We start from the raw sequence: 25,078 nt of genomic DNA on the forward strand, positions 1-25,078 counted from the left end.
AAAATTGATCGCTTGCCGTCAGGCGACGGCTTGTCGGCAGCTTGGGAAGGCGTCCGCGGGATCTTCACAGTGTTATCCACAGCAAGTGTGCAAAACCCGGCTGTGGATAACGAGGCGGCTGGAGGGCCCGGGTTACGGCAGTACCCGCTTGAACGGTTTGACCCGCACTTGCGAATAGACCCCGGCGGCGACGTAGGGGTCGGCGTCGGCCCAGCGCTGGGCGGCTTCGAGCGAGTCGAATTCGGCCACGATCAGGCTGCCGCTGAAACCGGCATCGCCTGGATTGTCGCTGTCGATGGCCGGATGGGGGCCGGCGAGGACCAGCCGCCCCTCGTCTTTCAAGGCTTCCAGCCGTTCGACATGCGCTGGACGGACCGAGAGCCGCTTGTCCAGGCTGTCGTCGATGTCATCGCTGATGATGGCGTAGAGCATCAGGAACCTTCCTCCGATTGTGATTGCGAAAGGTGGCGGGCCAGAAACAAGCCTTGCCCGACCACGAACAGCAGGGTCAGCCCCAGCATGCCGAACAGCTTGAAGTCGACCCAGGTCGCTTCGTCGTAGTAGCTGAAGACGTAGACGTTGAGCGCGGCCATGGCGAGGAAGAACAGCACCCAGGCCAGATTGAGCCGCCGCCAGGTGGCTGCCGGCAGCGACACCGCCTTGCCCATCATCCGCTGGGTCAGCGTCTGGCCGCCGAACAGCGGCGAGAGCAGAAAGGCAACGCCGAACAGCGCATTGATGACGGTGGGCTTCCACTGAATGAAGGCCGGATTGTGGAAGGCGATGGTGGCGCCGGCCGAGACGATCACGATGATCGAGGTGATCAGCAGCATCTTTTCGATGCGGCGCTGACGCCACCAGACGATGCCCAACTGCGCCAGCGTGGCGGGGATCAGCACCATCGTCGCCGTGATGATATCGCCGCTCAGATGATAGACGGCGAAGAAGATCGCGATGGGCAGGAAATCGAACAGCAGTTTCATACGGGCTAGGCCTCCGGCGAGTGGTGACGACGCAGACGTTTGACCCGGCCCGTCGCGCCCGTCACCATAGTCGATCTATTCTGACAAAGACGCTGGCTGGCGTCATGCCCATGAGCGTTTTTCCCACCGATGATCTCGAAATCCACCCGATGAAGCTGGCCGACACGCTCGACGGCATTCGGGGCGTCGATCTACACCTGCACTCCACGGCCTCCGACGGCAAGCTCTCGCCCGCCGAGCTGGCGGATCTTTGCCATGCCCGCGGGATGACCCACGTCGCGCTGACCGATCACGATACGATCGACGGGATCGAGGAGGCGCGGCAGCGATGTCGCCATCACGGCATCAACCTGATGGCGGCCGCCGAGCTCTCCTGCCAATGGCGAGGGATCGGTCTGCACATCGTGGCGCTGCTGCCGCAGGGCACGTCTTCCGCTCTCGACGCGGGCCTGGAGATACTGGCCAACGCGCGCGACCTGCGATCCCGCGAGATCGCTCACCGCCTGGAAAAGGTCGGGCTGGCCGACGGGCTAGCCAGGGCGCGACAGGCGGCCGGAAGTGAGCGCCCACTGGGGCGGCCCGATTTCGCGGCGGCGCTGGTTGCGGCCGGCGTGGTCCCGGACGTCAAGACGGCCTTCAAACGCTATCTCGGCGCCGGCAAGCGCGGCGACGTCAAGATGCACTGGCCCGAGCTCGCGACGGTCGTCGGTTGGATTCGCGATGCCGAAGGTGTCGCCGTCGTCGCCCATCCGCTGCGTTACGGCATGACCCGGCGCAAGCGCGATCTGATGTTCTCGGCGTTCATCGACGCCGGCGGCGAGGCGGCGGAACTGGTCAGCGGTTACCAGAACCCGGATACGACCCATGACCTGGCCCGGCAGCTCGACTTCCACGGGCTGTATGGCTCGATCGGCAGCGATTTCCACTATCCGGGTGGCCCCTTGTCGCCGGGGACGATCAGTCCGCCGCCGCGCTCCCGCGTCAAACCGGTGTGGTGTCATCCGGCCTTGCAACGCTTCGCCGACGGCGAGTAGCGCCGCGTCTGTTATTCTTGAGAGCAGTTGTTGTCGAAAGCCAAGATCATCCGTGATCGACCACAGACCTGCGTGGCGGGACGGGTTTCAAAAGCGGTGTCAGGAGAGCGTGATGACCCAATTTTTCCAGATTCATTCGCAGAATCCGCAAAAGCGTCTGATCGACCAGGCCATCGAGATCCTGCGTCAGGGCGGCGTGATCGCCTATCCCACCGACTCCGGCTATGCCCTTGGCTGTCGGCTGGGCGAAAAGAAGGCCGTCGAGAAGATCAAATGGCTGCGCCAGCTCGATGACCGTCACAACTTCACGCTGGTGTGTTCCGATCTGTCGGAGATTGGCACCTATGCCAAGGTCGACAACAGCGTGTTTCGGCTGCTCAAGTCACACACGCCCGGCGCCTACACTTTCATTCTCAGCGCGACCAGCGAAGTGCCGAGGTTGCTTTTGCATCCCAAGCGGCGGTCGATCGGCGTCCGCGTGCCGGACCATAACATCACTCACGCCTTGCTCGACGCGCTCGGTGAGCCGCTGATGAGCGTGACGCTGATCCCGGCAGGGGAAACCTGGCCGATGACCGACGCGGAAGAGATCCGCGAGCGCTTCGGGGCGCATCTGGAGTTGATCATCGACGGCGGCGCCTGTCAGCTCGAACCGACCACCGTGGTCGATTTGCGCGAGATCCCGCCGGTGATCGTCCGCGAAGGACGGGGCGATTCTTCGGCCTTTCGTTGAGTCATCCACTGCGTGGACGGCTCGGCCGAGCGGCGCTCGAGCCTTGATGACGAGGTAGGGCGGGACCTGCGGCGTCCCGCCTCCCACGCTAGCGAGTCTTCAGTGGCGCCGACCACGCTTCGAGATCGGCATCGCTCCAACTGCCGTAGCTGGCGTTGGGGAACATGATCCAGTCATCGCCGAAATGGGCATCGTCCTCGGCCACCAGCCGATGCTGGTCCTTCAGGTCGGCGTGATGGAAATCGCTGGAGAAGTCCGCCAGCGAATCACCCAGTTGCAGGACCAGCTCGTGATCGCGCTCGATGGCGGCGCGGCGCTCTCCCTTCGAGGGACCCAACAGCCGGACCTGGGCGTCGTCGACCTGGGGCAGATGCAGCGAGCGGAGTGTCGCGAGCGTCGACGCCTTGTTCTCCTGGTAGCGGTCGGAGACGTAGAAAATCGTCACTCCCTGGGCATCGGCGTAATTCAGGAACCTGCGTGCGCCGGGAATCAGCCGCGGGTGTCCCTCGCGCTCCCACACCTTCCAGGTATCCCAGCCGGTGAAATCGTGACAGGCCTGCATGTCGCGGACGAGCAGTGCCGAGTTGTCGATGACGGTCTCGTCCAGGTCGGTCATGATCGCCAGGTTGTCCGCCTCGGGGTGGGCGGCGATCTTCTGCTGCAATCTCGCCGTGGCCAGGGCGTAGCTCTGCCGCTGCAGTGCATCGACCTCGGCCGACTGCTGTTGATAGCGAAGGGCCATCGCGTAGGCCTCGGGGGCGCAGGCTTCATCGGCGGCAGCGGCCTGGAAGGTCGAAGCGATACCCAGCATCAAGCCGGTCGTCAGCGCCCACGAGAGTCGGTGCTTGGGGCTGGTCGTGTCACTGGTCTTGTTCATTGAAGCGTCCCTCTGAGATGTCGGCACGGTGGCCGGAAAGCATGGCAGGTGGTATCCGAAAAGCGGCTTCGCTCACCCATGGGCATCACCAGTCGGCTCCAGGGGGAGACGATGCCGCTCTCAAACCGGCAGCGCCTTGTGCTCCTCATGGTGCTTTCTCACGCTGGAGCGGGGCCGGTCGTCGGCCAGAGCCATGCTATCCGGCTCGGCAGTCTCCTGCATCCCGGCGTCGGGTCCCGGCACTGGCGTCTCCAGCCTGAACTGGTTGCATTGCTCCTGCTGGCGCTGCGCCCGGGCGTCCAGATCCTGCGTCGCCCTGAGCGTGCGTTCCGCCAGCGAGACGTTGCGCTGGGTGGCGATGTCGATGGCATTGATGGCCTGGTCGATCTGGTGGATGCCGTCGCGCTGCTGCTGGCAGGAGAGAGCGATACCCTCCAGCAACTGGCCGAGCTGATGGCCGGACTGCACGGCGGTGGCCATCGTCTCCCTGGCCTGGTTCAGGACCTGGGCGCCTGTCCTGACCTGGAGGTGCGTCCCCTCGATCTGTGCCCGGATAGTCTTGGCGGCTTCGGCGGAGCGCGCCGACAGACCGCGAACCTCGGCGGCAACCACGGCGAATCCGCGGCCCTGCGCCCCGGCCCGTGCCGCCTCGACCGAGGCATTCAGCGCCAGCAGGTTGGTCTGGAAAGAGAGCGAATCGATCATCCCGATCACTTCCAGCGACGATTCGGAGCGGGCCTGGGCCGCCTCGATCTCGGTGACCGCGGTGGATATCTGGTCTCCGCTGGCGTCGATCCGGCGCCGGTTCTCCTCCGACAGCGTCCGTCCCTGGTCGGCGTGATCCGCCGTATGCGCCACGGTGGCAGTGATCTCTTCCATGCTGGCGGTGGTCTGCTGGAGCGCCTGGGCCTGCTGCCGGCTCTGGTCGTTCAGGGCATGGCTGGCTTTGGTCAACTCCAGCGCGTCGCCACGCAGTGCCCGGCTCTCCCGTTGCACTTGCGAGACCAGCTCCAGCAGCGAGGCCTGCATCGCGTCGACGCCGGACTTGAGCAGCCGCATCTCCCTCACGCCCCGGGTCGACAGGCGCTGGCTGAGGTCGCCCTGGGCGATGTCGGCGCAGTGTCGCCTCACCTCGCCCAGCGGGCGCAACAGATGGCGCTGGAACATGAAGAAGGCCAACAGGATCAACGACAGCGTGACCACGGCCGCCGTGATCAGCCCGACCTGCAGGAGGTGCACGTCACGCCCCATGGCAGCCGCACCCGACACCGCATTGGCTTTGGCGGTGGAGGACAAGCCGGCAAGACTCGCATCCAGCGCGGCGGTCAGGTCGTTGGCCTGCTTGACGCTGGTTTGATAGGCCGAGACATCCCAAGCCTTCAGCGTATCGAAGCCGGGCTGGATGCCGTCGTCGATCAGCGCCCTGAAGCGATCGGCGAGATCGCCCCCGGGCGACTCGGGGGTTGCCGGGGGCAGCTCCGCGAGGCGCTGCTTCGCACTCGCGAAAGTGGCCTGCGCCTGCGCCCAACTCTTCCTGGCGGGCTTGACGCGCAAGCGGTTGTAGTCGGTCTGATAGCTGTCCAGCAGAACCCGGGTCTGCATCAGTTCGGCATAGAGTTCGCGTGCCATCCCGAGCTGCACGACATTGAGGGCATAGACCGAATCGAAGGCGTTTCTCGCCTGTTTCATGGCCAGGTAGCTGCCGCCGCCGATGACTGACATCAGCAGCGCGAACAGCAGCAGCATGGCCACGAGGCCGCTGCGGAGCGTGAGGCGAAGCGATTGCATGACAACTCCCGATGATGACGAACCGCCTGGTGTGGCATCGTGGGATGGGAGTTTGTCGCCTTTATGTCACAGGTTGATGACAAAAGTTAACGTTTCGGTGGCCCTGCGACATCAATCACCCTTGTCGTGCGCCTCGGGAGGTTCCGCTTCCGTCTCGTCGTCGTCGGGGGCATTCGGGTCCTGCGTCTCTTCGTTGAGCCAGGAGCCGCAAAACCGGCAGTACTTGGCATCTCGTTCATGGCCTTCGCGGCCGCAGCCGGGGCAGGCTTCCTCGGAATAGCGCTCGCGCTGGATCGAACGAATGACCTCGGCGGAGAAGACCCCGGTGGGTACGGCGATGATCGAGTAGCCCAGGATCATCATGAACGCGGAGATGAACTGCCCCAATGGCGTTACCGGGGCGATATCGCCGTAGCCGACCGTCGTCAGGGTAACGACGGCCCAGTACATTGCCCGCGGCATGCTGGTGAAACCCGCCTCCGGCGGCTCGATCATATAGATGACGGAGCCGAAGATCGTGATGATCAGCAGTATGGTGGTCAGGAACAGCAGGATCTTGCGCTGGCTGCGCTGCAGCGCTTCCACCAGCATGCGGCCCTCGCCGACGAACTCCATGAGTCGCAGGACCCGGAACACGCGCAGCACCCGCAAGACTCGAACCACCAGCAGCGATTGTGCGCCGGGTATAAAGAGAGCGAGCCAGGTGGGGAGGATCGCCAGCAGATCGAGAATGCCGTAGAAACTGCGCAGATAACGCAGTGGCCGGTCGAGACAGTAGAGCCTCAGGGCCAGCTCCAGCGTGAAGATCAGCGTGAAGCCCCACTCCACCACGTAGAAAATCTCGCCGAAGCGCTCATGAAGCCCCGGCACGCTGTCGAGGAAGACGGTCGCCACGCTTACCAGGATGAGCGTGATCAGTACGATGTCGAAGGCCTTGGCCTTTGGGGTGTCCGATTCGAAGATGATCTGAAACAGCCGTTTGCGTAGCGATGAGCCGCCCGATTGCATCAATTGAGTTCCTGTCCTGGTGGCCGGCTACGCGATGAAGCGCGTCCGATAATTCATTTATATGATATTCAATTTCTCGGCGCGTCCGCCGACAATGCCAATGATACTTCGGGTTCACCGAGGTCGATCGACCGTCAGCCCGGGATATTGATGACGCTGTATGCCGATCTGTTCATCGACTGGACGCGTCGACACGACCCCATGTTCTTCTCGATGGCCGATTCGGCGCAAGCCTTCCTCGGTCGACAGCCTGCCATTCACGCCTCTCTCGGCGCTGGCATTCGCGACCCCCATCTGCGTAGCCGGGTAAACGACAAGTTGCAGGTCGTCGAGCAGGGCGGGCGCGTGCTCGAGGAGCAAGCGCAGTCCGGCGAGCTGTTGGAAACCCGCTGTCGGCATCGCAGTGACGAATGCTGTCGCTTCGAAATGACGTTCGCGACCGGGTCGGTGTCAGGGGCCCTGACATGAGCAGGATTGTGCCAGCGCAATGGCGATGGCGTGGCCATTCGCATGGCCGGCACCCAGACCGATACCACGGAACAGCGGCTGGTCGCGGACTTTGCCCCCCTGGCCCTATCGCGTCAGGGGGTCGGGTCGCGCTGCCACGTCCCGACGTTAAGCAGCGTCATGTCTGAGAGCCAGCCAGTCCTGTCCGCGCCAGGGAACGACGCCCCGACCCAGGTCCGCCAGAATTCGCTCGGCCGCCTCGATGCGTTCGTCATGCTCCCGGTGCGGAGCAATCCGCCGGGCATTCCATTGCTGAACGAGTCGATCGCAACGGTCTCTGGCGGTGGCGAGCCAGGCGGGGGCCTGGCTGTCCTGCCAGTTGTCGATGGCGTCGATCAGCGCGTCCACCGAAGCCGTCTCGATAACGATGGGCGCGGTCCAGCCGCTGCCCAGGCAGCCGGCGCGGCTGGCCTTGCTGTGGTTGGCCGGACGCGCCGGCAGCGGTGGGGCGCCTGATGTCGAGGGTTCGCACAGGCGCTGTGCCAGTGCCCACAGCTGCTCCGGAAGACCGTGCTTGAGCTCGAGCTCGAGCTCGCAGATCGGCAGGCTGGCATCGCCAACGTGAATGGTGCCCTGGTCCAGCGCAATTTCGATATCGCTGCCCTCGATCTGATACCGCCACAGCCGCCGCTCGAAATCGGTGGTGAATACCGGACGCAGCGTTTCCAGGTCCAGTCCGGAAAGGGCGGGGTGGTCGAGTTCACGAAGCCCGCCCAGATCGAGACCGGCGGCATTGCACGCGGCGCTGTCGATCGACCACTCCCACTCGCCGCGGCTCGACAGCCCTCCCTGGCTTTCGGCAGCGCTCTTCAAGGTCTGCAAACGCCGATCATCTTGCCGGCGAACCCGCAATGCGACGCGACGCGACTGCAGAATGCCCTCGGCGGTGTCGTAATACTGGTTGCCTAGAGAGACCGTCCGCGAGGCCATTGTCTGCAGCAGGGGGTGATCGATCAGGTGGGCAGGGCCTTCCGGCGCCAGCGCCAGTTTGAGTTCGATCTCGTCGCTCATGCATGCTCCCGCGGTGACTGTTGGTTGAACGCTGAATGAGGTGCCGGTTTGAACGTTGTCCGGCATCGCTGCTTGAACCGGAACCGTGCAGTAGACCGGAACCGGGCATTGGACCTGAGGCGAACCCGATCTCGAATGCGGCTTCGAACGCGAACACGGGCGGCGGCGCCTTCATGAATTTTTCATGACGCATCCAGATGCAATCATTATACTGGCGCCGCCACTTCCAACGCATCCAGGCCACGTTATGGTGAGTACCAATCCGTTCTCGGCGCTGTTTGGACGATCGCCGTTCCAACCGCTTCTGGCTCATATCGTCAAGACCAGCGAGTGCGCCGGCCAGCTGCTGCCCTTCTTCGATGCCGCGCTGGGTGGCGATTGGGATGAAGCGAAAAAGCACCGCGAAGCGATTACCCGGCTCGAACACGAGGCGGACGAGCTCAAGACGCAGCTGCGCCTCAACCTCCCCAACACCATGTTTCTGCCGGTCTCCCGCTCCGACCTGCTGGAACTGATCAGCGTTCAGGACAAGATCGCCAACAAGGCTCGGGATATCACCGGGATCATGTTGGGCCGCAACATGATCATCCCCGAACCGCTCGCGGAGCCAATGCGCGATTATCTTCGCACCGCCGTCGAAACCGTCGACCAGGCGCGCAAGGCGCTCGAGGAGCTCGAGGATCTACTCGAATCGGGCTTCGGTCGCAATGTCTCCGATGTCATGCACGAACTGATCAAGGAGCTGCATGATCTCGAGCACAAGGCCGACGAGCAGCAGATCGACATTCGTCGTCGCCTGTTCCAGCTCGAAGCGGAACTGCCGCCGGTCGACGTCATCTTCCTCTATAAAATCATCGAATGGATCGGTGAACTGTCCGACCGCGCCGAGCGCGTGGGCAGCCGCCTGCAGATACTGACGGCCCGCTGATTGCGGGTCTTCGCCATTCTACGCCTTCGTCACGCCACTCAAGCGAACAGAGCCTATGTCCATCATTGCGCAATACGGTGATGTCTTCATCATTCTCGCCTGTGTCTTCGGCTTTTTCATGGCATGGGGAGTTGGTGCCAACGATGTCGCCAACGCCATGGGAACCTCGGTCGGCTCCAAGGCAATCACGATCAAGCAGGCGATCATCATTGCGGTGATCTTCGAGTTTCTCGGCGCCTGGCTGGCCGGGGGGCAGGTCACCGAAACGATCCGCAAGGGCATCATCGACCCTGCACTGCTCGAGAACGATCCACAGATGCTGGTCTACGGCATGCTGGCTTCGCTGCTGGCGGCCGGTTCCTGGCTGATGATCGCCTCGTTCAAGGGCTGGCCGGTTTCCACCACGCACTCGATCGTCGGCGCCATCGTCGGCTTTGCGGTGGCGGGGCTGGGCGTCCAGTCGGTCAACTGGGGATCGGTGGGTACGATCGCGCTGAGCTGGATCACCTCGCCGCTGATCGCCGGCGTGTTCGCTTTCATGCTGTTCCGCTCGGTGCAGGTGCTGATCTTCGACAGCCCCGATCCCTTCGCCGCCGCCAAGCGCTATGTGCCGGGCTACATCTTCCTGGTCGGCTTCATCGTCTCGATGGTGACACTGGTCAAGGGGCTGTCCCACGTGGGGCTGCATCTGACCTTCGGCGAGAGTCTGCTGCTGGCGGTGGCGTTCGGCGTGGTGATCATGATGTTCGGCCTGCTGCTGGAAAACCGGATCAACCGCGGTGATCGGCGGGCCCGCAGCAATTACGACTTTTCCAGCGTCGAGCGTATCTTCGGCGTACTGATGATGTTCACGGCTTGCGCCATGGCCTTCGCCCACGGCTCGAACGACGTCGCCAACGCGGTCGGTCCGCTGGCGGCCGTGATCAGCGTGGTCGAGAACGGTGGCGGTGTTTCCGGCGCGGCGGCGATGCCGTGGTGGGTGCTGGTGCTCGGCGGCGGCGGGATCGTGGTCGGCCTTGTCACCTACGGCCACAAGGTCATTGCCACCGTGGGTACCGGGATCACCGAACTGACCCCGAGCCGCGGGTTCGCCGCGACGCTCTCAGCCGCTTCCACCGTCGTGCTGGCTTCCGGTACCGGCCTGCCGATCTCGACCACGCATACGCTGGTCGGCGCCGTGCTCGGCGTGGGCCTGGCCCGCGGCATGGCGGCGCTCAATCTGCGCGTACTCGGATCGATCGTGCTCTCCTGGCTGATCACGCTGCCGGCCGGCGCGCTCCTCTCCATCGCCTTCTTCTTCATGTTCAAGGGCATGTTCGGCTAGATTCTGAAAACTGGCTGCGCTCGGTAATACCGCGTTAAAAATCGGCTTAAAGTGCTCATTTACAACCTGTAAACTGGAACGCCAGCCCGGCCCGTTTTCGCCGATTTTTGCCTTGTCTTACCTTCGCTCGCCGACTTTTCAGGGAGCGAGTTTTTATGGGGCAGTGCCCAAAGACGCTCTGGTATAGTTGAGGCAGGCCCCACGCGGGTCATGCCTCACAGCCCACAGCCGGAGCGTCAACCCCTTGGACTCGCGTTTCCCCTTCGTCGACTGGTTTCGTCACTCATCGCCCTACGTCAATGCCCACCGCGGCAAGACTTTCGTCATTCTGATCGAAGGCGAGGCGATGGCATCGTCGCGACGCGGCCAACTATTGCAGGATCTGGCACTGCTGCACACGCTCGGTGTCCGGGTGGTGCTGGTTTACGGCATCCGGCCGCAGGTCGGCGCGGCGCTGGAGACCGACGGCATCACGCCGATGCGGGTTGGCGGGCGCTGGGTCGCCGATCGCCAGATCATGGATCACGTCGAGCGTATCGCCGCCATCCAGCGGCTCGAGCTCGAAGCCCAGCTGTCGCTGGGATTGCCCAATACGCCGTTGCATGGCGTCGAACTGACGGCGGTTTCCGGCAATCTGGTGACGGCCAAACCGCTGGGCGTCCGCGGCGGGGTGGATTTCGATCACAGCGGTGAAGTTCGTCGCGTGCGCAGCCAGGCCATCGAGAGCCTGCTCGCCGGCGGCAACCTGGTGATTCTGCCGCCGCTGGGCTACTCACGCACCGGGGAGATCTTCGATCTCGACGCCTCGGAAATCGCCCAGCACGTGGCGGTGTCGCTCAGGGCGGATAAGCTGATTCTGCTGGGCGAGTCGGCCGGGCTGCATGACGACAGCGGCCAGTTGCAGCGCCAGCTGACACCCGACGAAGCCGACACCCTTCGCGAACGGGCGACTCCCGGCAGCGAACTCTCCCGACACCTGGGTGCGGCCTGCGGGGCGGCTCGTCACGGCGTCGGGCGTACCCATCTGCTCTCCTGGCACGATCACGATGCGCTCCTTGGCGAGCTGTTCACTCGTGATGGTATCGGCACCATGATCACCCAGAACCACTATGAGCAGTTGCGTCAGGCGGTGCTGGACGACGTCGGCGGCCTGTTGGCGCTGTTGAAGCCGCTCGAGGCCAGCGGCATGCTGGTGGCGAGAACCCGCGAGCGGCTGGAGCACGAGATCGAGGACTACATCGTGATCGACCGCGATGGCATGGCGATCGGCTGCGCGGCGCTGCACGATTACGCCGACGCCCGGATGGGCGAGCTCGCCTGTCTGGCCGTCCATGATGATTATCGCCGCGGTGCGCGGGGGGAAACTCTGCTCGAAGAGATAGAGCGGCGTGCCCGCCGGCAGGGGCTCACGCAGCTTTTTGCCCTGACCACCCATACCACGCACTGGTTCGTCGAACGTGGCTTCTCCGTCGCCTCGCCGGAGGCGCTTCCCGATCTCAAGCGCGAGACCTACAACCAGGCCCGTCGCTCAAAGGTGTTGCTGAAGTCGCTGTAAAGCGACACTCGAAAGCCCCGGATTGCAGCGATGGCGTCGGCAAAAGGGGACGCTGTAACTTTATGTTTTATAAGGAATCAATGGATTTCGGCCGAAAGGCGTCGTGAAATGGCGACGTTTTTCGGCCTTTTTGATGACCCTGTCACGGTACTCCCGATCAGGGAGCGTTTCTGAATCAATCGACCATATTTAAGCTATTGATATTTAAGGTTTTAATAAAACCTGGCACAGGTCTCGCTATTACCTACAGCGAGAGCAACGAGATGGTTTCTCTGAAGCTATCTCGTCGGATCTGGTCAGTGCCCCTAACTACCCTGTGCAGGGCCTGGCAGGATTCGACAGCGTCTGCTCCACGCGATGTGTGACTTAGGTTGCGATGAGACGGGTGCGGCCTTAACGGGCAAGGAGATGCACCATTAGGGCAAGGATGCCCCGGCAAGGATGCCTTCCCCCTCGCGAGAGGGGATCCATTGCGATGGGTCGCCGGATTGTTTGGAAATGATCTTTCGATCGATCAGGCGGCCGATTCAGAAACGAAGCAGGCGGTTCGCCGTCACGCTATTCGATAGCCCCTGAATGGCTGAGTCGAATATCGGCTTCGGGGCCATCTGGCCCGCGGGAGCGGTCTCGAATAGCTGATTCAGGCAGTGTTTCAAGGTCGTTCTCGACCCTTCAGTTCCCTGCGTACTTGGGCCGGCTCTGCCGGCCCTCTTTTTTTGAGTGGATTCCCGGCGCACGACCGGAGGCGGCTGTCGATCAGGGTGAGGCTGATATCCCTGCGCGCTCGACGCTTCGACCTGAATGAGCATTCAATAATAATGTTATCCTTGCGGAACGATCCATGACCCCGATGGGCATCCTGCATAGAGCGATTTTCATGACCACCGAGTTCTCCCGACGCTGGCGTCCTCGCTCGCTACTGCAACTGGTGTTGCTGGCATTCGTTGTCGTCATGCTGCCGATTGCGGTGCTGATGTTTCAGGCCGGCCAGGCGCTGTCTCAGCTGTCGACGCTCGCCGACCAGAGCGCTCGGGAAGCCGTCGAAGAGACACGCCGGGCGCGCATGCTGAGCTCGCTGGCGCTGCAGATGGAGCGCAGCGCCCGCCAGTACGCCGTGATCGAGGAACAAGGACTTCGGGATATCTACGATCAGAAAGTCCAGCAGTTCGGGGAGTTGCTGCAACAGCACGAACCGTTGATGCGCGACAATCCCGACTTTCAATCGCTGGACCAGCGCTTTCAGGAGCTGCAGCGCCTGCCCCAGGCATCGGTGGATGACATGGACGCCTTCCTGGCGCGGTTTTCAGGGTTCGCCACCGAGTCCGATGCGGTAAGGAACGCCACCAATGCGCTGGTCGATGCGCGTATCGCGGATATCCGCGATCAGGCGAACTCGGTCAAGGCGAGGCTGTGGATGCAGACCGCCGCACTGGTTTCCGCCAGCCTGATCCTGATGCTGTTCTTCACCTGGTTGATCACGCGACCGATTCGCCAGATCGAGCGGCGAATCTTCGGGCTGGGTAGTGGCGATTGCGATCACGTACCGACCCGCATTCAGGGCCCGGCGGAACTGGTCCAGTTGGGCGATCGACTCACCTGGCTTTCGAATCGGCTGTCGGAGCTGGAAGCGCAGAAGCAGCAGTTTCTCCGTCACATGTCGCATGAGCTGAAGACGCCGCTCGCCAGTGTCCGGGAGGGGACTTCGTTGCTCTCCGACGGCGTGGCCGGTGAACTCAACGAGCGTCAGAGCGAGGTCGTGAGGCTGATCGACGAAAACGGGCAGGAATTGCAGACGCTGATCGAGCAACTGCTGGATTACAACCTGCTGCAGAACAGTCGCCGAATGAAGGTCGCCTCGTTCGATGTCGCTACCGTGATACAGGAAGTGCTGGCCAAGCACCGGCTGGCGCTGGACAACAAGGGCATGCAGGTCAAGAGTCCGCACCACCCGTTGCAGTGGCAGGCGGATCGCGAGCGCACGGTGCGGATCCTGGACAACCTGGTTTCGAATGCCATCGCCTACGGTGACGACGGCGGTCAACTGGTCATCCGCGTTGCACAGCAGCGCGACTGGCTGGTGCTGGACGTCGCCAACAGCGGCGAACCCATCGCCGAAATCGATCGCGAACACCTGTTCGAGGCGTTCTATCAGGGCAGCGCGCGGCGCAAGGGCCCGTTGAAGGGGTCGGGCATCGGCCTTTCCGTGGCATCGGACTGCGCCAGGTTGCAGGATGGGGAGCTGGTGCTGGTGGATGACGCCGACCTCCCGGTCTGTTTTCGACTTACCCTGCCGTGGGCCAATCGCGCGGCTCCCGGTTCGCAACAGGATGCGGCGCACGGTTCGCAACACGATAGAGCGCAACACGATAATGAAGCCGCGCCAGATGAGTCGCTCCTGGGCGGTGAAGGAAGGAAAGAAACATGGTCAGTCAGATAAGAACGACGTTGGCGCTGGTCGGCGTGATGGCACTGGCGGGTTGCCAGTCGCTCTCCCGTGAATCCGTTCCCTACGGTTGCGGCGACATCCCGACTTACGCCGACAATGTATGCCTGGTCGACACCTGGATCGCGTTCGGCCTGCAGGCCCAGCGCGGCGATGCGGAGTGGCGCGAAGAGATGCTGGCCGACGTCGGCCAGCGTCGTATGGATCAGAAGGCGGTGCGCGCCGTGGTGCTCTCCTGGGATGGCCCCGGCGAATGGCAAAAGGCATCGAATCTGTACAAGGCGTCGATCGACTCGGCGCCGGCCCGGCTGCAGCCGCTGCTTCGGCAGTGGTTGAACGAGCTGGAGGCGCGGCGTCAGCTATACGCCCAGCGTGGCAATAGCGTCCGCGGGCAGGGCAGTCGCCACGACGGCACGCAGGCGCTCAAGCGGGAAAACGAGAAGCTGAAGCAACAGCTCAAGGAGATGTCGGACAAGCTGGAAGCCCTGACCGATATCGAACGAACCATCAACGCCCGCGACTGACACTCGCCCAGCGACCTACACTCACGTCAACCAAGCCATCCGTGCGATTCGAGCAGTATCGGCATCGCACGACCGCGTCACAAAGAGCGTGACAACCCTTCAATCGGCAACGACAAGGCGAAGCGGTGGCAGGAGGTGCCCATTCGATGTCCCTGAATACAGAAGCTCCCAAGACCCGACCGGTCAGAACGCCGGCCATGCAGCCAGGCAAGCGCAGTAACGCGGCCCATATCCTGCTGGTCGACGACGATACCAGCCTGCTCAAGTTGCTGGGCATGCGTCTGGAAAGCCGCGGCTTTCGGGTCACCACGGCCGAAAGCGGCCGCGAAGCGCTGACCCATATCGAAGAGACCGCGCCGGACCTGGTGCTGTCCGATCTGCGCATGGACGAGATGGACGGCCTGGCGCTGTTCCATGAGTTGCAGCGCCGCGTGCCGGGCATTCCGGTAATCATTCTCACCGCCCACGGTTCGATTCCGGATGCCGTCAGCGCGACGCGCCAGGGTGTGTTCAGTTTCTTGACCAAGCCGATCGATCGCGATGAGCTGTTCGAAGCGATCGACGAAGCGCTCAAGCAGACGCCGACCACGCGTGGCGAGGGCGGTGAAGCGTGGCGTTCGAAGATCATCACCCGCAGCCCGCAGATGGAGCGCATTCTCGAGCAGGCCTACATGGTCGCCGCTTCGGACGTCAGCGTGCTGCTGACCGGCCCCAGCGGGAGCGGCAAGGAACTGCTGGCCAATGCCATGCATCAGGCCAGCCCGCGCGCCGACAAGCCCTTCGTCGCCATCAACTGCGGCGCACTGCCGGAACAGCTGCTGGAAAGCGAACTGTTCGGTCATGCCCGCGGCGCCTTCACCGGCGCCGTGAGTCAGCATGACGGGCTGTTTCTGGCGGCCGATGGCGGCACGCTGTTCCTGGACGAGATCGGCGATATGCCGCTGCCGCTGCAGGTCAAGCTGCTGCGCGTACTGCAGGAGCGTCAGGTTCGCCCGCTGGGCAGTACCAAGTCGTTTCCGATCGATGTCCGGATCATTTCCGCCACCCATCGCGATCTCGACCGCGCCATGCACGAAGGCGACTTCCGCGAGGATCTCTACTATCGCCTCAACGTGGTCAACCTCAAGCTGCCGCCGTTGAGAGATCGCGCCGAAGACATCCCCCTGCTCGCCAAGCACATCGTGGCCCAGGTCTCGACGCGGCATAAGCCGTTCGTCAAAGGCTTCTCGCCGGAAGCGCTCAATCTGCTCGCCTCCAGCGGCTGGCCGGGTAACGTGCGCCAGCTGGTCAACGTGGTCGAGCAGTGCGTCGCCCTGACCAGCACCCCGATGATCCCGGAAGCGCTGGTCTCCCAGGCGCTGGTCGCCGAGGAGAACGCACTGCCCTCGTTCAGCGAGGCGCGTGCGGGTTTCGAGCGCAGCTACCTGATCAAGGTACTCAAGATCACCGAAGGCAACGTCACCCAGGCGGCGCGCATCGCCGGACGAAACCGCACCGACTTTTACAAGCTGCTGTCGCGTCACGATCTGGACCCCAGCACCTTCAAGCCGAGCGCGATGCCGGATCCGGCAGGCTGACCGCTGCCAATTGACAATGACCCGATCCGGCAAGTGCTGCCGGATCGGGTTTTTTATGTCGCCAGGGAAGCGAATGCTATATCGCGTCCGTACCCGCCTCGCCCGGTGTGCGGGGAACCAGCTCGATAATCCGCTGACGCAGCCATCGGTGCAGCGGGTGAGTCGTGGTGCGGTCATGCCAGACCATGGCCATGTCGAAACCGGGAACGGGGAGCGGCGGGTCAAGAAGCCGCACCCGACCGACGCGGTCGTTGGCGACTCGTGTAGGGACCAGAGCGATCATGTCGCTGCGCGCAACGATCTCCGGCACCACCAGAAACCCCGGCGCCGACAGGGCCACCCGGCGACGCAGGCCGACGGCGGCCAGCGCATCGTCCACGGGGCCATGAAAGCCGCCGCCTTCCGGCGAAACGATGACGTGGTCCAGTCGGCAAAAGGTGTCGAGATCGAGGGGGCCCGGCAAGGCCGGGTGGTCGGGGCGAACGATGGCCACGTACGCCTCGCGATAGAGCGTGCGCATGCGCAAGGTTTGCGGCGCCGTCCCGGGCGTCGTCAGGGCCAGATCGACCTCGCCGCGAGCCATCTGCGCATCGAGGGTCGCCGTATCTATCGTTCGCCACGCAATGCGGATCCCCGGGGCTTCGCGACTCAAGGCCAGCGCCAACGGCATCAGCACCGAGTACTGCACATAGTCACTGGCGGCGATGGCGACCGTAGCCTTGGCCGTGGCCGGCTCGAAAGGGCTGGTGTCAGCGATGACCTGTCGCACGCCTTCGAGGGCGGCGTGCAGTGGTGCCTGGAGCTCGAGTGCCCGCTGGGTCGGGATCATGCCGCGCTGGGCAGGCAGCAACAGCGGGTCCCCCAATAATTCTCGCAATCGGGTCAAACGGGTAGAAAGGGCCGGTTGGCTAAGATGCAGTCGCTTGGCGGCACGACTGACATTGCGTTCGACCAGCAGCGTGTCGAGGGTCACCAGCAGGTTCAGATCGAGTCGATCAATATCCATTGTATTTATACCAAGACATAAAATATCCGATTTCTACAATACCAGACGACACGTCAAGATCATGGCCGAACGTGATCATTCCCCGATCATTGCCACAATGAGGAACCGGCCCATGAGTCATATTCTGATCGTCCATGCCCACCCCGAGCCTCAGTCGCTGACCAGCGCATTGAAGGATCTGTCACTGGAAATTCTGCAGGCGCAGGGGCACGAGGTGCAGGTTTCGGATCTCTATGCCATGCAGTGGAAAGCGATCGCCGATCGCAAGGACTTCATCGAGACGGTCGACCCGGATCGATTGCGCTATATCGCCGAATCCCGCCATGCCTATGCGTCAGAGACGCAGACCCTGGATATCGCCGCCGAGCAGCGCAAGCTGCTGTGGGCCGATGCCGTTCTGTTCAGCTTCCCGCTGTGGTGGTTCGGCATGCCCGCGATTCTCAAGGGATGGGTCGATCGTGTGTTCGCTTTCGGGTTTGCCTATGGCGTCGGCGAACACGGCGGGGAACGGTGGGGCGATCGTTATGGCGAGGGCGTATTGGCTGGACGGCGGGCGATGCTGATCCTGCCGATTGGCGGGCGCGCGCCTCACTACAGCGATCGCGGCGTCAATGGCAGCCTGGAAGAGATCCTGTGGCCGATCCATCACGGCACGCTTTACTACCCCGGAATGGAGGTGATGCCGCCCTTTCCGGTGTATCAGAGCGACCGGCTCGACGAAGCCGGCTGGCAGCAGATAGCGGTCGATCTCAAGCGTCGTCTCGAGCGGCTGTTCAGCGATGCGCCCATCGCGTTTCGGCGTCAGAACGGCGGGCATTACGACACCGATCAGCGTCTCAAACCGGGCCTTGGCCAGGGTGAAGGCGGGACGCGCATCCATCTCTTGCAGCCGGGAGACCCCGAGGAGCGGCTGGTACAGGGTGTATGAAGGAGGATGGCGTGGCCGCGAAAGCAGAATTGCCATTATCGTTACGGCCCCGGTAACCAGATTCCCCACCATGGCCTCTTCAGGCCTTCGGCAGTGGCTTTTGGGGCGCTACAGATTCATCCGGTGTCGTGTCTTCAGCGTTTATGACACCCACCTCGCTCTGGCACGCTTCACTTGACCTAGAATGTGATGGCTGAGGCGTTCGATCAGCGTTTGCTCGGTGCCTTGGCGGGCAACAAGCGCCAGCCGAACGCTGACCCGCTCGACGGCATCTGGCATGGACTCGGCAAGCGCGAGACCTTGTTGTCGGAAATAGCGCGGCTGCAGCTCAAGCTCTTCGGCGCAGGCATCAAGCTGTTGGCGGCCAATCTGGCCTGGTCGGTTCTCGCCCCCCAGGCTGAACGCGAACCGCCGAGCCAGGCCTGAATAAAGATTCGTGCCCATCAGATCGTAAAACGGCGCCAGGCGAGGGCCTTCAGTCGTAAACAGCACGGACAGATTCTTGGCGTGACTATCGTGGTTGCCGATCAGCAGGTTGAAGAAAACCCAACGAATGAAGCGCTGATGGTCGGTCAGGGGAACCTCTGCTCGCTTCAGCAACTCTCGACAACGGGCGAGACCGGGGCCACCATCGCTTTCATACTTGACGTCCGATCGGACCCCGGCGAGCTGGCAGAAATCCAGTTGATGCAGGCGGCGCAGCTCGCCTTTGTCATCCCATATACGATCGTAGCGAGTGATGAGACAAGCCTGCGTTTCCGGCTGATAGACAGCTTCGGCTGCCCCTAATCCCAGTTCTTTGGCCAGCTGTTGGCCAAACGTTTCGTTCAGCGCCGAGGCCCAGACGCTATCGAACGTGCGGATGTCCGGTTTGAGGATATGACTGGAAGGGGAGGAGCCCTCGGGTAGATAGGGGATACCCTCTTTCACCATCAACAGGCGTTTATTTTGGGCGCCGGCCAGGGATAGACGCGCGTCTGTCCCTTCGAAGCTGCTCAGTGTGGGCTCTCCGTTGGCAAGGCTGCGAGCCAATTCGTCCCAGGTGGTCTGCCGATATCGGACTGCTTTCGGTCGCACCCCCGATGGCTGCAGAGAGAAGCCGCTGGCGGTATCGCCGCCCACGGCATCCAGCAGCCCGAAGAGCGTGGTAGCGTGCCTTTGCTGCTCCAGAAATTCGCGTAGTCGACCTTCCGGCAATAGATTTTCGAAGAACGATTCGACGCCAGTGCCTGCGTGCATCGGGACCTCGGCTGGCAACCCTGGCGCCAGTGACAGGCCACCGTCGTCGATCCAGCTCTGGGCATAGCAAAACCGTAGTGGTTGCTCGTCGAAGAGAGTGCCGACTTGCGACTCTGCCGCGTAGAGATCCAGCGATCGCACACTCATTCGGCGCTACCTTTGCGTCGAATGGACACTTCCAGCCCCATCAGATCGAGGACATCGAGCACCTTCTGCATCTGAAGTGTCGGTTTGCCTTTCTCCAGGTCGACGACGAACCGGTTACCCGTGCCCGCTAGCCCCGCCAAATCGGCTTGGAGCAGCTTCTGTTCCCGGCGCAATTGTTGAACGATCTCACCGATTGCTTCGGTCGAGCGAACGGTTTGGGGTAGGGAGGGGGATTCTCCCGTTCGAGCCATGGTGGTCTCCCGAAGTTACCGAACGGTAATAATAGCGTTTCTCAAACAATGATACGCCAAAAGATTACCGAGCGGTAATTTACAGCGAAGGTTGGCGATTCAAAGCCGATTTATTCCCGAGCGGTAACTTTCTGATTCTGGCCTGCTTCAGCGCTTCAGCCGCCGCTTCACTTCCAACTTCAAACGGCCTTCGCCGAGGCGGGCCGTCAGCATCTGGCCGGGCTGGGTCTGGCTGGCGGCGCGGACGACCTGGCCACTATCGTCCTGCAGAATCGAGTAGCCTCGGCCCAGCACGGCCAGCGGGCTGACGGCGTTGAGCTCACGCGCGATTCCCTGCAGGTTCTGGCGTTCCTGGTGCAGCCGACGACGCTGAGCGATGTCGAGCCGCTGGCGAAGCTGGTCGATCCGTTCCCGCGACTGGCGCAGCGTGCGGCTGGGGTCGTGCAAGGTGAAGCGTCGGTTGGTGGCATCGAGCCGCTGGCGATCCCGCTGCAGACGCTGGCGCATCGCCAGTTGCAGCCGCCGATCCAGCGCCGCCAGATGCTGGCGCTGCTGGGCGAGGCGTTCGCCGGGGTGGCGCAGCCGGGCGCGGAGATGATCGAGGCGTTGGGATTCGGCGTTGAAGCGCCCGCGCCAGGCCTGGTGAAGCCTTCGTCGCTGCTGATTCAGCGTCGCCTCGAGATCGCGTCGGTCCGGCACCAGCCGTTCGGCGGCGGCGGAGGGCGTCGGCGCGCGCACGTCGGCGGCGAACTCGGCCAGGGTCACGTCGACTTCGTGGCCGATGGCGGCCATCACCGGCAGCCTGGAGTGGAAGATCGCCCGCACCAAGTGTTCGTCGTTGAATGCCCACAGGTCTTCCAGACTGCCGCCGCCGCGGGTGATCAGGATCGCATCGAAGGGATCGATCGCCGGGCGCCCGATGTCGTTGTGAGTCTCCACGTCTTTGTGAGTCTCGGTATCCTTTCGCGCCTGACGATTGATCAGGGCCAGCGCGCGAATCAGCGCCGGCGGTGCCTCGCGCCCCTGAACCACGGACGGAAACACGCTGACGCGAACCATCGGCCAGCGCGCCTGCAGTACTGCGAGCACATCGCGAATCGCCGCGCCGGTGGGGGAGGTGATCAGCGCCAGATGGCGGGGCGGGTAGGGCAGCGGCCGGGCGTTGGCGAACACGCCTTCGCCGCTCAGCTGCTGCTTCAGCCGTTCGTAGGCCGCCATCAACTCGCCTTCGCCGCTGGGCTGAACGGCATCGACGATCAACTGGTAATCGCCGCGCGGCTCGAAGATCGACACCCGTCCGCGAACCTTGATCCGGTCGCCATCCTTCAGCGGCGTGCGCGACAGGCTCGCCCGGTTGCGGAAGAACGCACACTTGAGCTGGGCCTTGGCGTCTTTCAGGCTGAAGTAAATGTGGCCGGAGGCGGGCCGCGCCAGCCCGGAAATCTCGCCCTCGACCCAGCAGTCGCCGAAGCCGCGCTCCAGCATCTGGCGGGCCTGGCGATTGAGATCGCTGACGGAGATCGCCTGTGGCGACGGTGAGGTGAACGCAAGCATGGGCTGACCCGAAAGGAAGCGGTGATGAATGGTCGAAAGCCTAGCACGAAGCCGGCGGCCCTGGTGCTGGTCAGAAACGATGCTGATCAGAAGCGTTGCTGGTCAAAAACGGCGCCGGTCGAATACAGCACCGATCGAACCCGCAACCGACGCTTGCCATTGAGAGGCAACGGCCAAGCGACTATAATGCGCGATTAACTTTTCGCGGCTCCCGGTTCATTGCCGAGTCCACACTGCAAGAACGGTCTCCAAGGCTTGTCCCAGGGCATTCACCTTCAAGACCATCGCGGTGCCGCAGGCTGTCACAGGCTCCCCACCACCTGCCAATTGGGTTTCCGACCATGCTACGTATAGCGCAAGAAGCTCTTACGTTCGACGACGTATTACTCGTACCCCGCTACTCGGATGTCCTGCCCAGAGACGTCGACCTCAAATCCCGCCTGACCCGCAACCTGACCCTGAACATCCCGCTGCTCTCTTCGGCCATGGATACCGTGACCGAAGCGCGTCTGGCGATTGCCATGGCGCAGGAAGGCGGTATCGGCATCATCCACAAGAGCATGTCGATCACCCAGCAGGCCGCCGAGGTCCGCAAGGTCAAGAAGCACGAGAGCGTTATCGTCAAGGACCCGGTCACCGTGGGCCCCAACGCCAAGCTGCAGGATCTGCTGGAGATGGCCAAGGAGTACGGCTATTCCGGCTTCCCGGTCGTCGAGGGCGAGACCCTGGTCGGGCTCGTCACTGGGCGTGACATGCGCTTCCAGCCGGATTACAGCGACAGCGTCGAAGCGATCATGACCCCGCGTGAAAAGCTGGTCACCGTGCCGGAAGGCACCTCGCTCGACGTGATCAAGACCAAGCTGCAGGAAAACCGCATCGAGAAGATCCTGGTCGTCGACAAGGACTTCCACCTGCGCGGCCTGGTCACCGTGCGTGACATCGAAAAAGCCCGCACCTACCCGATGGCCGCCAAGGACGCCGATGGCCGCCTGCTGGTCGGCGCCGCCGTCGGCACCGGCCCGGAAACCCCGGACCGTATCGCCGCGCTGGTCGAAGCCGGCGTCGACGTGCTGGTCGTCGATACCGCCCACGGTCACTCCAAGGGCGTCATCGATCGCGTGCGCTGGGTCAAGGAACACTACCCGGAGCTGCAGGTGATCGGCGGCAACATTGCCACCGGCGACGCTGCCGTGGCACTGGCCGAAGCCGGCGCTGACGCGGTCAAGGTCGGTATCGGCCCCGGCTCCATCTGCACCACCCGCGTCGTCACCGGTGTCGGCGTGCTGCAGATCACCGCCGTCGCCAACGTCGCCGAAGCGCTCAAGCCGTTCGACATTCCGCTGATCGCCGATGGCGGCGTGCGCTACTCCGGTGATATCGCCAAGGCGATCGTCGCCGGCGCCAGCACCGTGATGCTCGGCAGCATGCTCGCCGGCACCGAGGAAGCACCGGGTGAAGTCGAACTGTTCCAGGGCCGCACCTACAAGGCCTATCGCGGCATGGGCTCCATGGGCGCGATGTCCCAGACTCAGGGCTCCTCGGATCGCTACTTCCAGAGCAAGGACGAAGGCGTCGAGAAGCTGGTGCCGGAAGGGATCGAAGGCCGCGTGCCCTACAAGGGCCAGATGAGCGCCATCGTTCACCAGATGATGGGCGGCCTGCGCGCCTCCATGGGCTACACCGGCTGCCACAACATCGACGAAATGCGCACGCTGCCGGAGTTCGTCAAGATCACCGGTGCGGGCATTACCGAGTCGCATGTACATGATGTGCAGATCACGAAGGAAGCGCCGAACTACCGCGGCGCTTGATAGGACGTGCCCGGGCCGGCACCAGGCGTTGTTGGAAACGCACTCGGCATGCTCATGAACAACTCGTTCACTCCGCTGCCTCGTGCGTTTCCGCCTAGCCTGGCACTCGGCCCGAACACGCCGATGGTCTGTCCCGGCAGGAAGGGCAGGCTGATCAACCAATTTCCAGCCATTTCCGTCTCATCAGCGGCGCCTAACAGCGCCGCTGTTTGTTTAAGCACTATTTCCAGGGCTCATCCGATGACCGATATCCATTCGCACAAGATCCTGATCCTCGACTTCGGCTCCCAGTACACGCAGTTGATCGCGCGCCGTGTGCGCGAGATCGGCGTGTTCTCCGAGATCCGCGCCTTCGATATCACCGAAGAAGAGATCCGCGAATACAATCCCAACGGCATCATCCTTTCCGGTGGGCCGGAATCGGTCTCCGAGCTGGGCTCGCCGCGGGCACCGGAGTGCGTGTTCGAGATGGGCCTGCCGGTCTTCGGTATCTGCTACGGCATGCAGACCATGGCCGAACAGCTCGGCGGCGCCACCGAAGGCTCCAACAAGCGCGAGTTCGGTTACGCCCAGATCAGCGTCGCCTCGGAAGACGACCTGCTCGGCGGCATCAAGGATCATGTTGGCGAGCGTGGCGATGCATTGCTCGACGTGTGGATGAGCCACGGCGACAAGGTCGCCCGCGCCCCGGCGGAATTTACCATCACCGCCTCCACGCCGAGCTGCCCGATCGCTGCCATGACCTGGCCGGAAAAGCGCTTCTACGGTGTGCAGTTCCACCCGGAAGTGACCCACACCCTGCAGGGCCAGCGCATCCTCGAGCGCTTCGTGCTGGATATCTGCAAGGCGGAAAAGCTTTGGACCCCGGCTCAGATCATCGAAGACCTCACCGAGCGCGTCCGCGAGCAGGTCGGTGACCGCCACGTACTCCTCGGCCTTTCTGGCGGCGTGGATTCCTCCGTGGTCGCGGCGCTGCTGCACAAGGCGATTGGTGACCAGCTGACCTGCGTGTTCGTCGACAACGGCCTGCTGCGCAAGCAGGAAGGCGACCAGGTGATGGAAACCTTCGGCCAGCACATGGGCGTCAAAGTGATTCGCGTCGATGCGGAAGACGAGTTCCTGGGCAAGCTGAAAGGGGAGAACGACCCCGAAGCCAAGCGCAAGATCATCGGCAACACCTTCATCGATGTGTTCGACCGTGAAGCCGCCAAGATCGACGGCGTCGAATTTCTCGCCCAGGGCACCATCTACCCGGACGTGATCGAATCCGCCGCCAGCAAGACCGGCAAGGCCCACGTGATCAAGTCGCACCACAACGTCGGTGGCCTGCCGGAGACCATGAAGCTCAAGCTGGTCGAACCGCTGCGGGAACTGTTCAAGGACGAAGTGCGCAAGCTCGGCCTCGAACTCGGCCTGCCCTACGACATGGTCTACCGTCACCCGTTCCCGGGGCCGGGCCTCGGCGTGCGCATTCTGGGTGAGGTGAAGAAAGAATACGCCGATATCCTACGGGAAGCCGACGCCATCTTCATCGAAGAGCTGCACAACTTCGACTGGTACCACAAGACCAGCCAGGCGTTTGCCGTGTTCCTGCCGGTGAAGTCAGTCGGTGTCGTCGGCGACGGCCGCCGCTACGAGTGGGTCATCGCCATCCGCGCCGTCGAAACCATCGACTTCATGACCGCCCGCTGGGCGCATCTGCCGTATGAGCTGCTGGAGACAGTCTCCAACCGCATCATTAACGAGATCAGTGGCGTATCGCGGGTGACGTATGACGTTAGTAGTAAGCCGCCCGCGACGATTGAGTGGGAGTGAGTTGGTTGCCGATCGACTGAATGAAAAAGCCCGCC

General features: G+C 63.0%; 22 protein-coding genes. 12 read left to right on the plus strand and 10 right to left on the minus strand.

Annotation, left to right across the window (positions count from 1 at the left end; all coding sequences use genetic code 11):
- Positions 1-132 precede the first annotated feature (132 nt).
- Both DOM36_RS13140 and DOM36_RS13145 read right to left on the minus strand, forming a co-directional pair.
- Positions 133-432 (minus strand): YciI family protein, encoded by a 300-nt coding sequence (locus DOM36_RS13140; protein ID WP_075569505.1) that lies wholly within the window; start codon positions 430-432, stop codon positions 133-135.
- Positions 432-983, minus strand: coding sequence for a septation protein A (locus tag DOM36_RS13145; RefSeq protein WP_075569506.1), 552 nt, complete (start codon positions 981-983; stop codon positions 432-434). The genes DOM36_RS13140 and DOM36_RS13145 overlap by 1 nt, the downstream gene beginning before the upstream one ends.
- A 149-nt stretch (positions 984-1,132) precedes the next feature.
- Here DOM36_RS13145 and DOM36_RS13150 point away from each other — a divergent pair, with 149 nt between their 5' ends.
- Positions 1,133-2,017: a PHP domain-containing protein gene (locus tag DOM36_RS13150; RefSeq protein ID WP_075569726.1), complete on the plus strand. Its 885-nt coding sequence runs from the start codon at positions 1,133-1,135 to the stop codon at positions 2,015-2,017.
- A gap of 112 nt (positions 2,018-2,129) precedes the next feature.
- Entirely contained in the window at positions 2,130-2,750 is a 621-nt protein-coding gene (locus DOM36_RS13155) for an L-threonylcarbamoyladenylate synthase (protein ID WP_075569507.1), read from the plus strand.
- 88 nt (positions 2,751-2,838) lie between these two features.
- Here the strand turns inward: DOM36_RS13155 and DOM36_RS13160 are convergent, their stop codons facing one another.
- The 3 genes from DOM36_RS13160 to DOM36_RS13170 all read right to left on the minus strand — a co-directional run bounded on the left by DOM36_RS13160 (position 2,839) and on the right by DOM36_RS13170 (position 6,423).
- Entirely contained in the window at positions 2,839-3,561 is a 723-nt protein-coding gene (locus tag DOM36_RS13160) for an HAD family acid phosphatase (RefSeq protein ID WP_075569727.1), read from the minus strand.
- Positions 3,562-3,747: 186 nt separating this feature from the next.
- Positions 3,748-5,415, minus strand: coding sequence for a methyl-accepting chemotaxis protein (locus DOM36_RS13165; protein ID WP_110643347.1), 1,668 nt, complete (start codon positions 5,413-5,415; stop codon positions 3,748-3,750).
- Positions 5,416-5,526: 111 nt separating this feature from the next.
- A complete protein-coding gene (locus tag DOM36_RS13170) occupies positions 5,527-6,423 on the minus strand; it encodes an ion transporter (protein ID WP_075569509.1) in 897 nt (298 codons plus the stop codon).
- Between the two features lie 150 nt (positions 6,424-6,573).
- On the opposite strand from DOM36_RS13170, the gene DOM36_RS13175 reads away from it, so the two are divergent.
- On the plus strand, positions 6,574-6,891 hold the full coding sequence (locus tag DOM36_RS13175) for a hypothetical protein (RefSeq protein WP_110643348.1): 318 nt from the start codon (positions 6,574-6,576) through the stop codon (positions 6,889-6,891).
- Between the two features lie 147 nt (positions 6,892-7,038).
- Here DOM36_RS13175 and DOM36_RS13180 read toward each other — a convergent pair whose 3' ends face one another.
- Positions 7,039-7,941 (minus strand): CYTH domain-containing protein, encoded by a 903-nt coding sequence (locus DOM36_RS13180; protein ID WP_157958642.1) that lies wholly within the window; start codon positions 7,939-7,941, stop codon positions 7,039-7,041.
- A gap of 247 nt (positions 7,942-8,188) precedes the next feature.
- Here DOM36_RS13180 and DOM36_RS13185 point away from each other — a divergent pair, with 247 nt between their 5' ends.
- The 6 genes from DOM36_RS13185 (at position 8,189) to glrR (ending at position 16,292) form a co-directional block, all read left to right on the plus strand.
- Entirely contained in the window at positions 8,189-8,869 is a 681-nt protein-coding gene (locus DOM36_RS13185) for a TIGR00153 family protein (RefSeq protein WP_075569511.1), read from the plus strand.
- A gap of 55 nt (positions 8,870-8,924) precedes the next feature.
- Positions 8,925-10,193, plus strand: a complete 1,269-nt coding sequence (locus tag DOM36_RS13190) for an inorganic phosphate transporter (RefSeq protein WP_075569512.1) — start codon at positions 8,925-8,927, stop codon at positions 10,191-10,193.
- 244 nt (positions 10,194-10,437) lie between these two features.
- Entirely contained in the window at positions 10,438-11,748 is a 1,311-nt protein-coding gene (argA, locus tag DOM36_RS13195; RefSeq protein ID WP_110643350.1) for an amino-acid N-acetyltransferase, read from the plus strand.
- A gap of 841 nt (positions 11,749-12,589) precedes the next feature.
- Positions 12,590-14,185 (plus strand): sensor histidine kinase, encoded by a 1,596-nt coding sequence (locus DOM36_RS13205; RefSeq protein WP_232823832.1) that lies wholly within the window; start codon positions 12,590-12,592, stop codon positions 14,183-14,185.
- On the plus strand, positions 14,170-14,715 hold the full coding sequence (locus DOM36_RS13210) for a hypothetical protein (RefSeq protein WP_110643352.1): 546 nt from the start codon (positions 14,170-14,172) through the stop codon (positions 14,713-14,715). Before DOM36_RS13205 ends, DOM36_RS13210 begins: the two co-directional genes overlap by 16 nt.
- A gap of 197 nt (positions 14,716-14,912) precedes the next feature.
- A complete protein-coding gene (glrR, locus tag DOM36_RS13215) occupies positions 14,913-16,292 on the plus strand; it encodes a two-component system response regulator GlrR (RefSeq protein WP_110643539.1) in 1,380 nt (459 codons plus the stop codon).
- 76 nt (positions 16,293-16,368) lie between these two features.
- Here the strand turns inward: glrR and DOM36_RS13220 are convergent, their stop codons facing one another.
- Positions 16,369-17,298, minus strand: coding sequence for a LysR family transcriptional regulator (locus DOM36_RS13220; protein WP_110643353.1), 930 nt, complete (start codon positions 17,296-17,298; stop codon positions 16,369-16,371).
- A gap of 112 nt (positions 17,299-17,410) precedes the next feature.
- Here DOM36_RS13220 and DOM36_RS13225 point away from each other — a divergent pair, with 112 nt between their 5' ends.
- Positions 17,411-18,226, plus strand: a complete 816-nt coding sequence (locus DOM36_RS13225) for an NAD(P)H-dependent oxidoreductase (protein WP_110643354.1) — start codon at positions 17,411-17,413, stop codon at positions 18,224-18,226.
- 141 nt (positions 18,227-18,367) lie between these two features.
- Here the strand turns inward: DOM36_RS13225 and DOM36_RS13230 are convergent, their stop codons facing one another.
- From DOM36_RS13230 to xseA, 3 genes are all read right to left on the minus strand, one after another.
- Positions 18,368-19,612, minus strand: a complete 1,245-nt coding sequence (locus DOM36_RS13230; protein WP_075569519.1) for a type II toxin-antitoxin system HipA family toxin — start codon at positions 19,610-19,612, stop codon at positions 18,368-18,370.
- Entirely contained in the window at positions 19,609-19,863 is a 255-nt protein-coding gene (locus DOM36_RS13235; protein ID WP_110643355.1) for a type II toxin-antitoxin system Y4mF family antitoxin, read from the minus strand. Before DOM36_RS13235 ends, DOM36_RS13230 begins: the two co-directional genes overlap by 4 nt.
- A 147-nt stretch (positions 19,864-20,010) precedes the next feature.
- The gene (gene xseA, locus DOM36_RS13240) at positions 20,011-21,417 is read right to left on the minus strand and encodes an exodeoxyribonuclease VII large subunit (RefSeq protein ID WP_110643356.1); all 1,407 of its coding nucleotides are present in this window, start codon (positions 21,415-21,417) and stop codon (positions 20,011-20,013) included.
- Between the two features lie 341 nt (positions 21,418-21,758).
- Between xseA and guaB the strand changes: the two genes are divergently transcribed.
- Positions 21,759-23,228, plus strand: a complete 1,470-nt coding sequence (guaB, locus tag DOM36_RS13245) for an IMP dehydrogenase (RefSeq protein WP_075569522.1) — start codon at positions 21,759-21,761, stop codon at positions 23,226-23,228.
- A 240-nt stretch (positions 23,229-23,468) separates the two neighbouring features.
- Entirely contained in the window at positions 23,469-25,043 is a 1,575-nt protein-coding gene (guaA, locus tag DOM36_RS13250; RefSeq protein ID WP_110643357.1) for a glutamine-hydrolyzing GMP synthase, read from the plus strand.
- Positions 25,044-25,078: the final 35 nt, after the last annotated feature.

Origin of the sequence: Salinicola sp. CPA57, assembly GCF_003206035.1 — a bacterium.
Lineage (GTDB): Bacteria > Pseudomonadota > Gammaproteobacteria > Pseudomonadales > Halomonadaceae > Salinicola > Salinicola socius.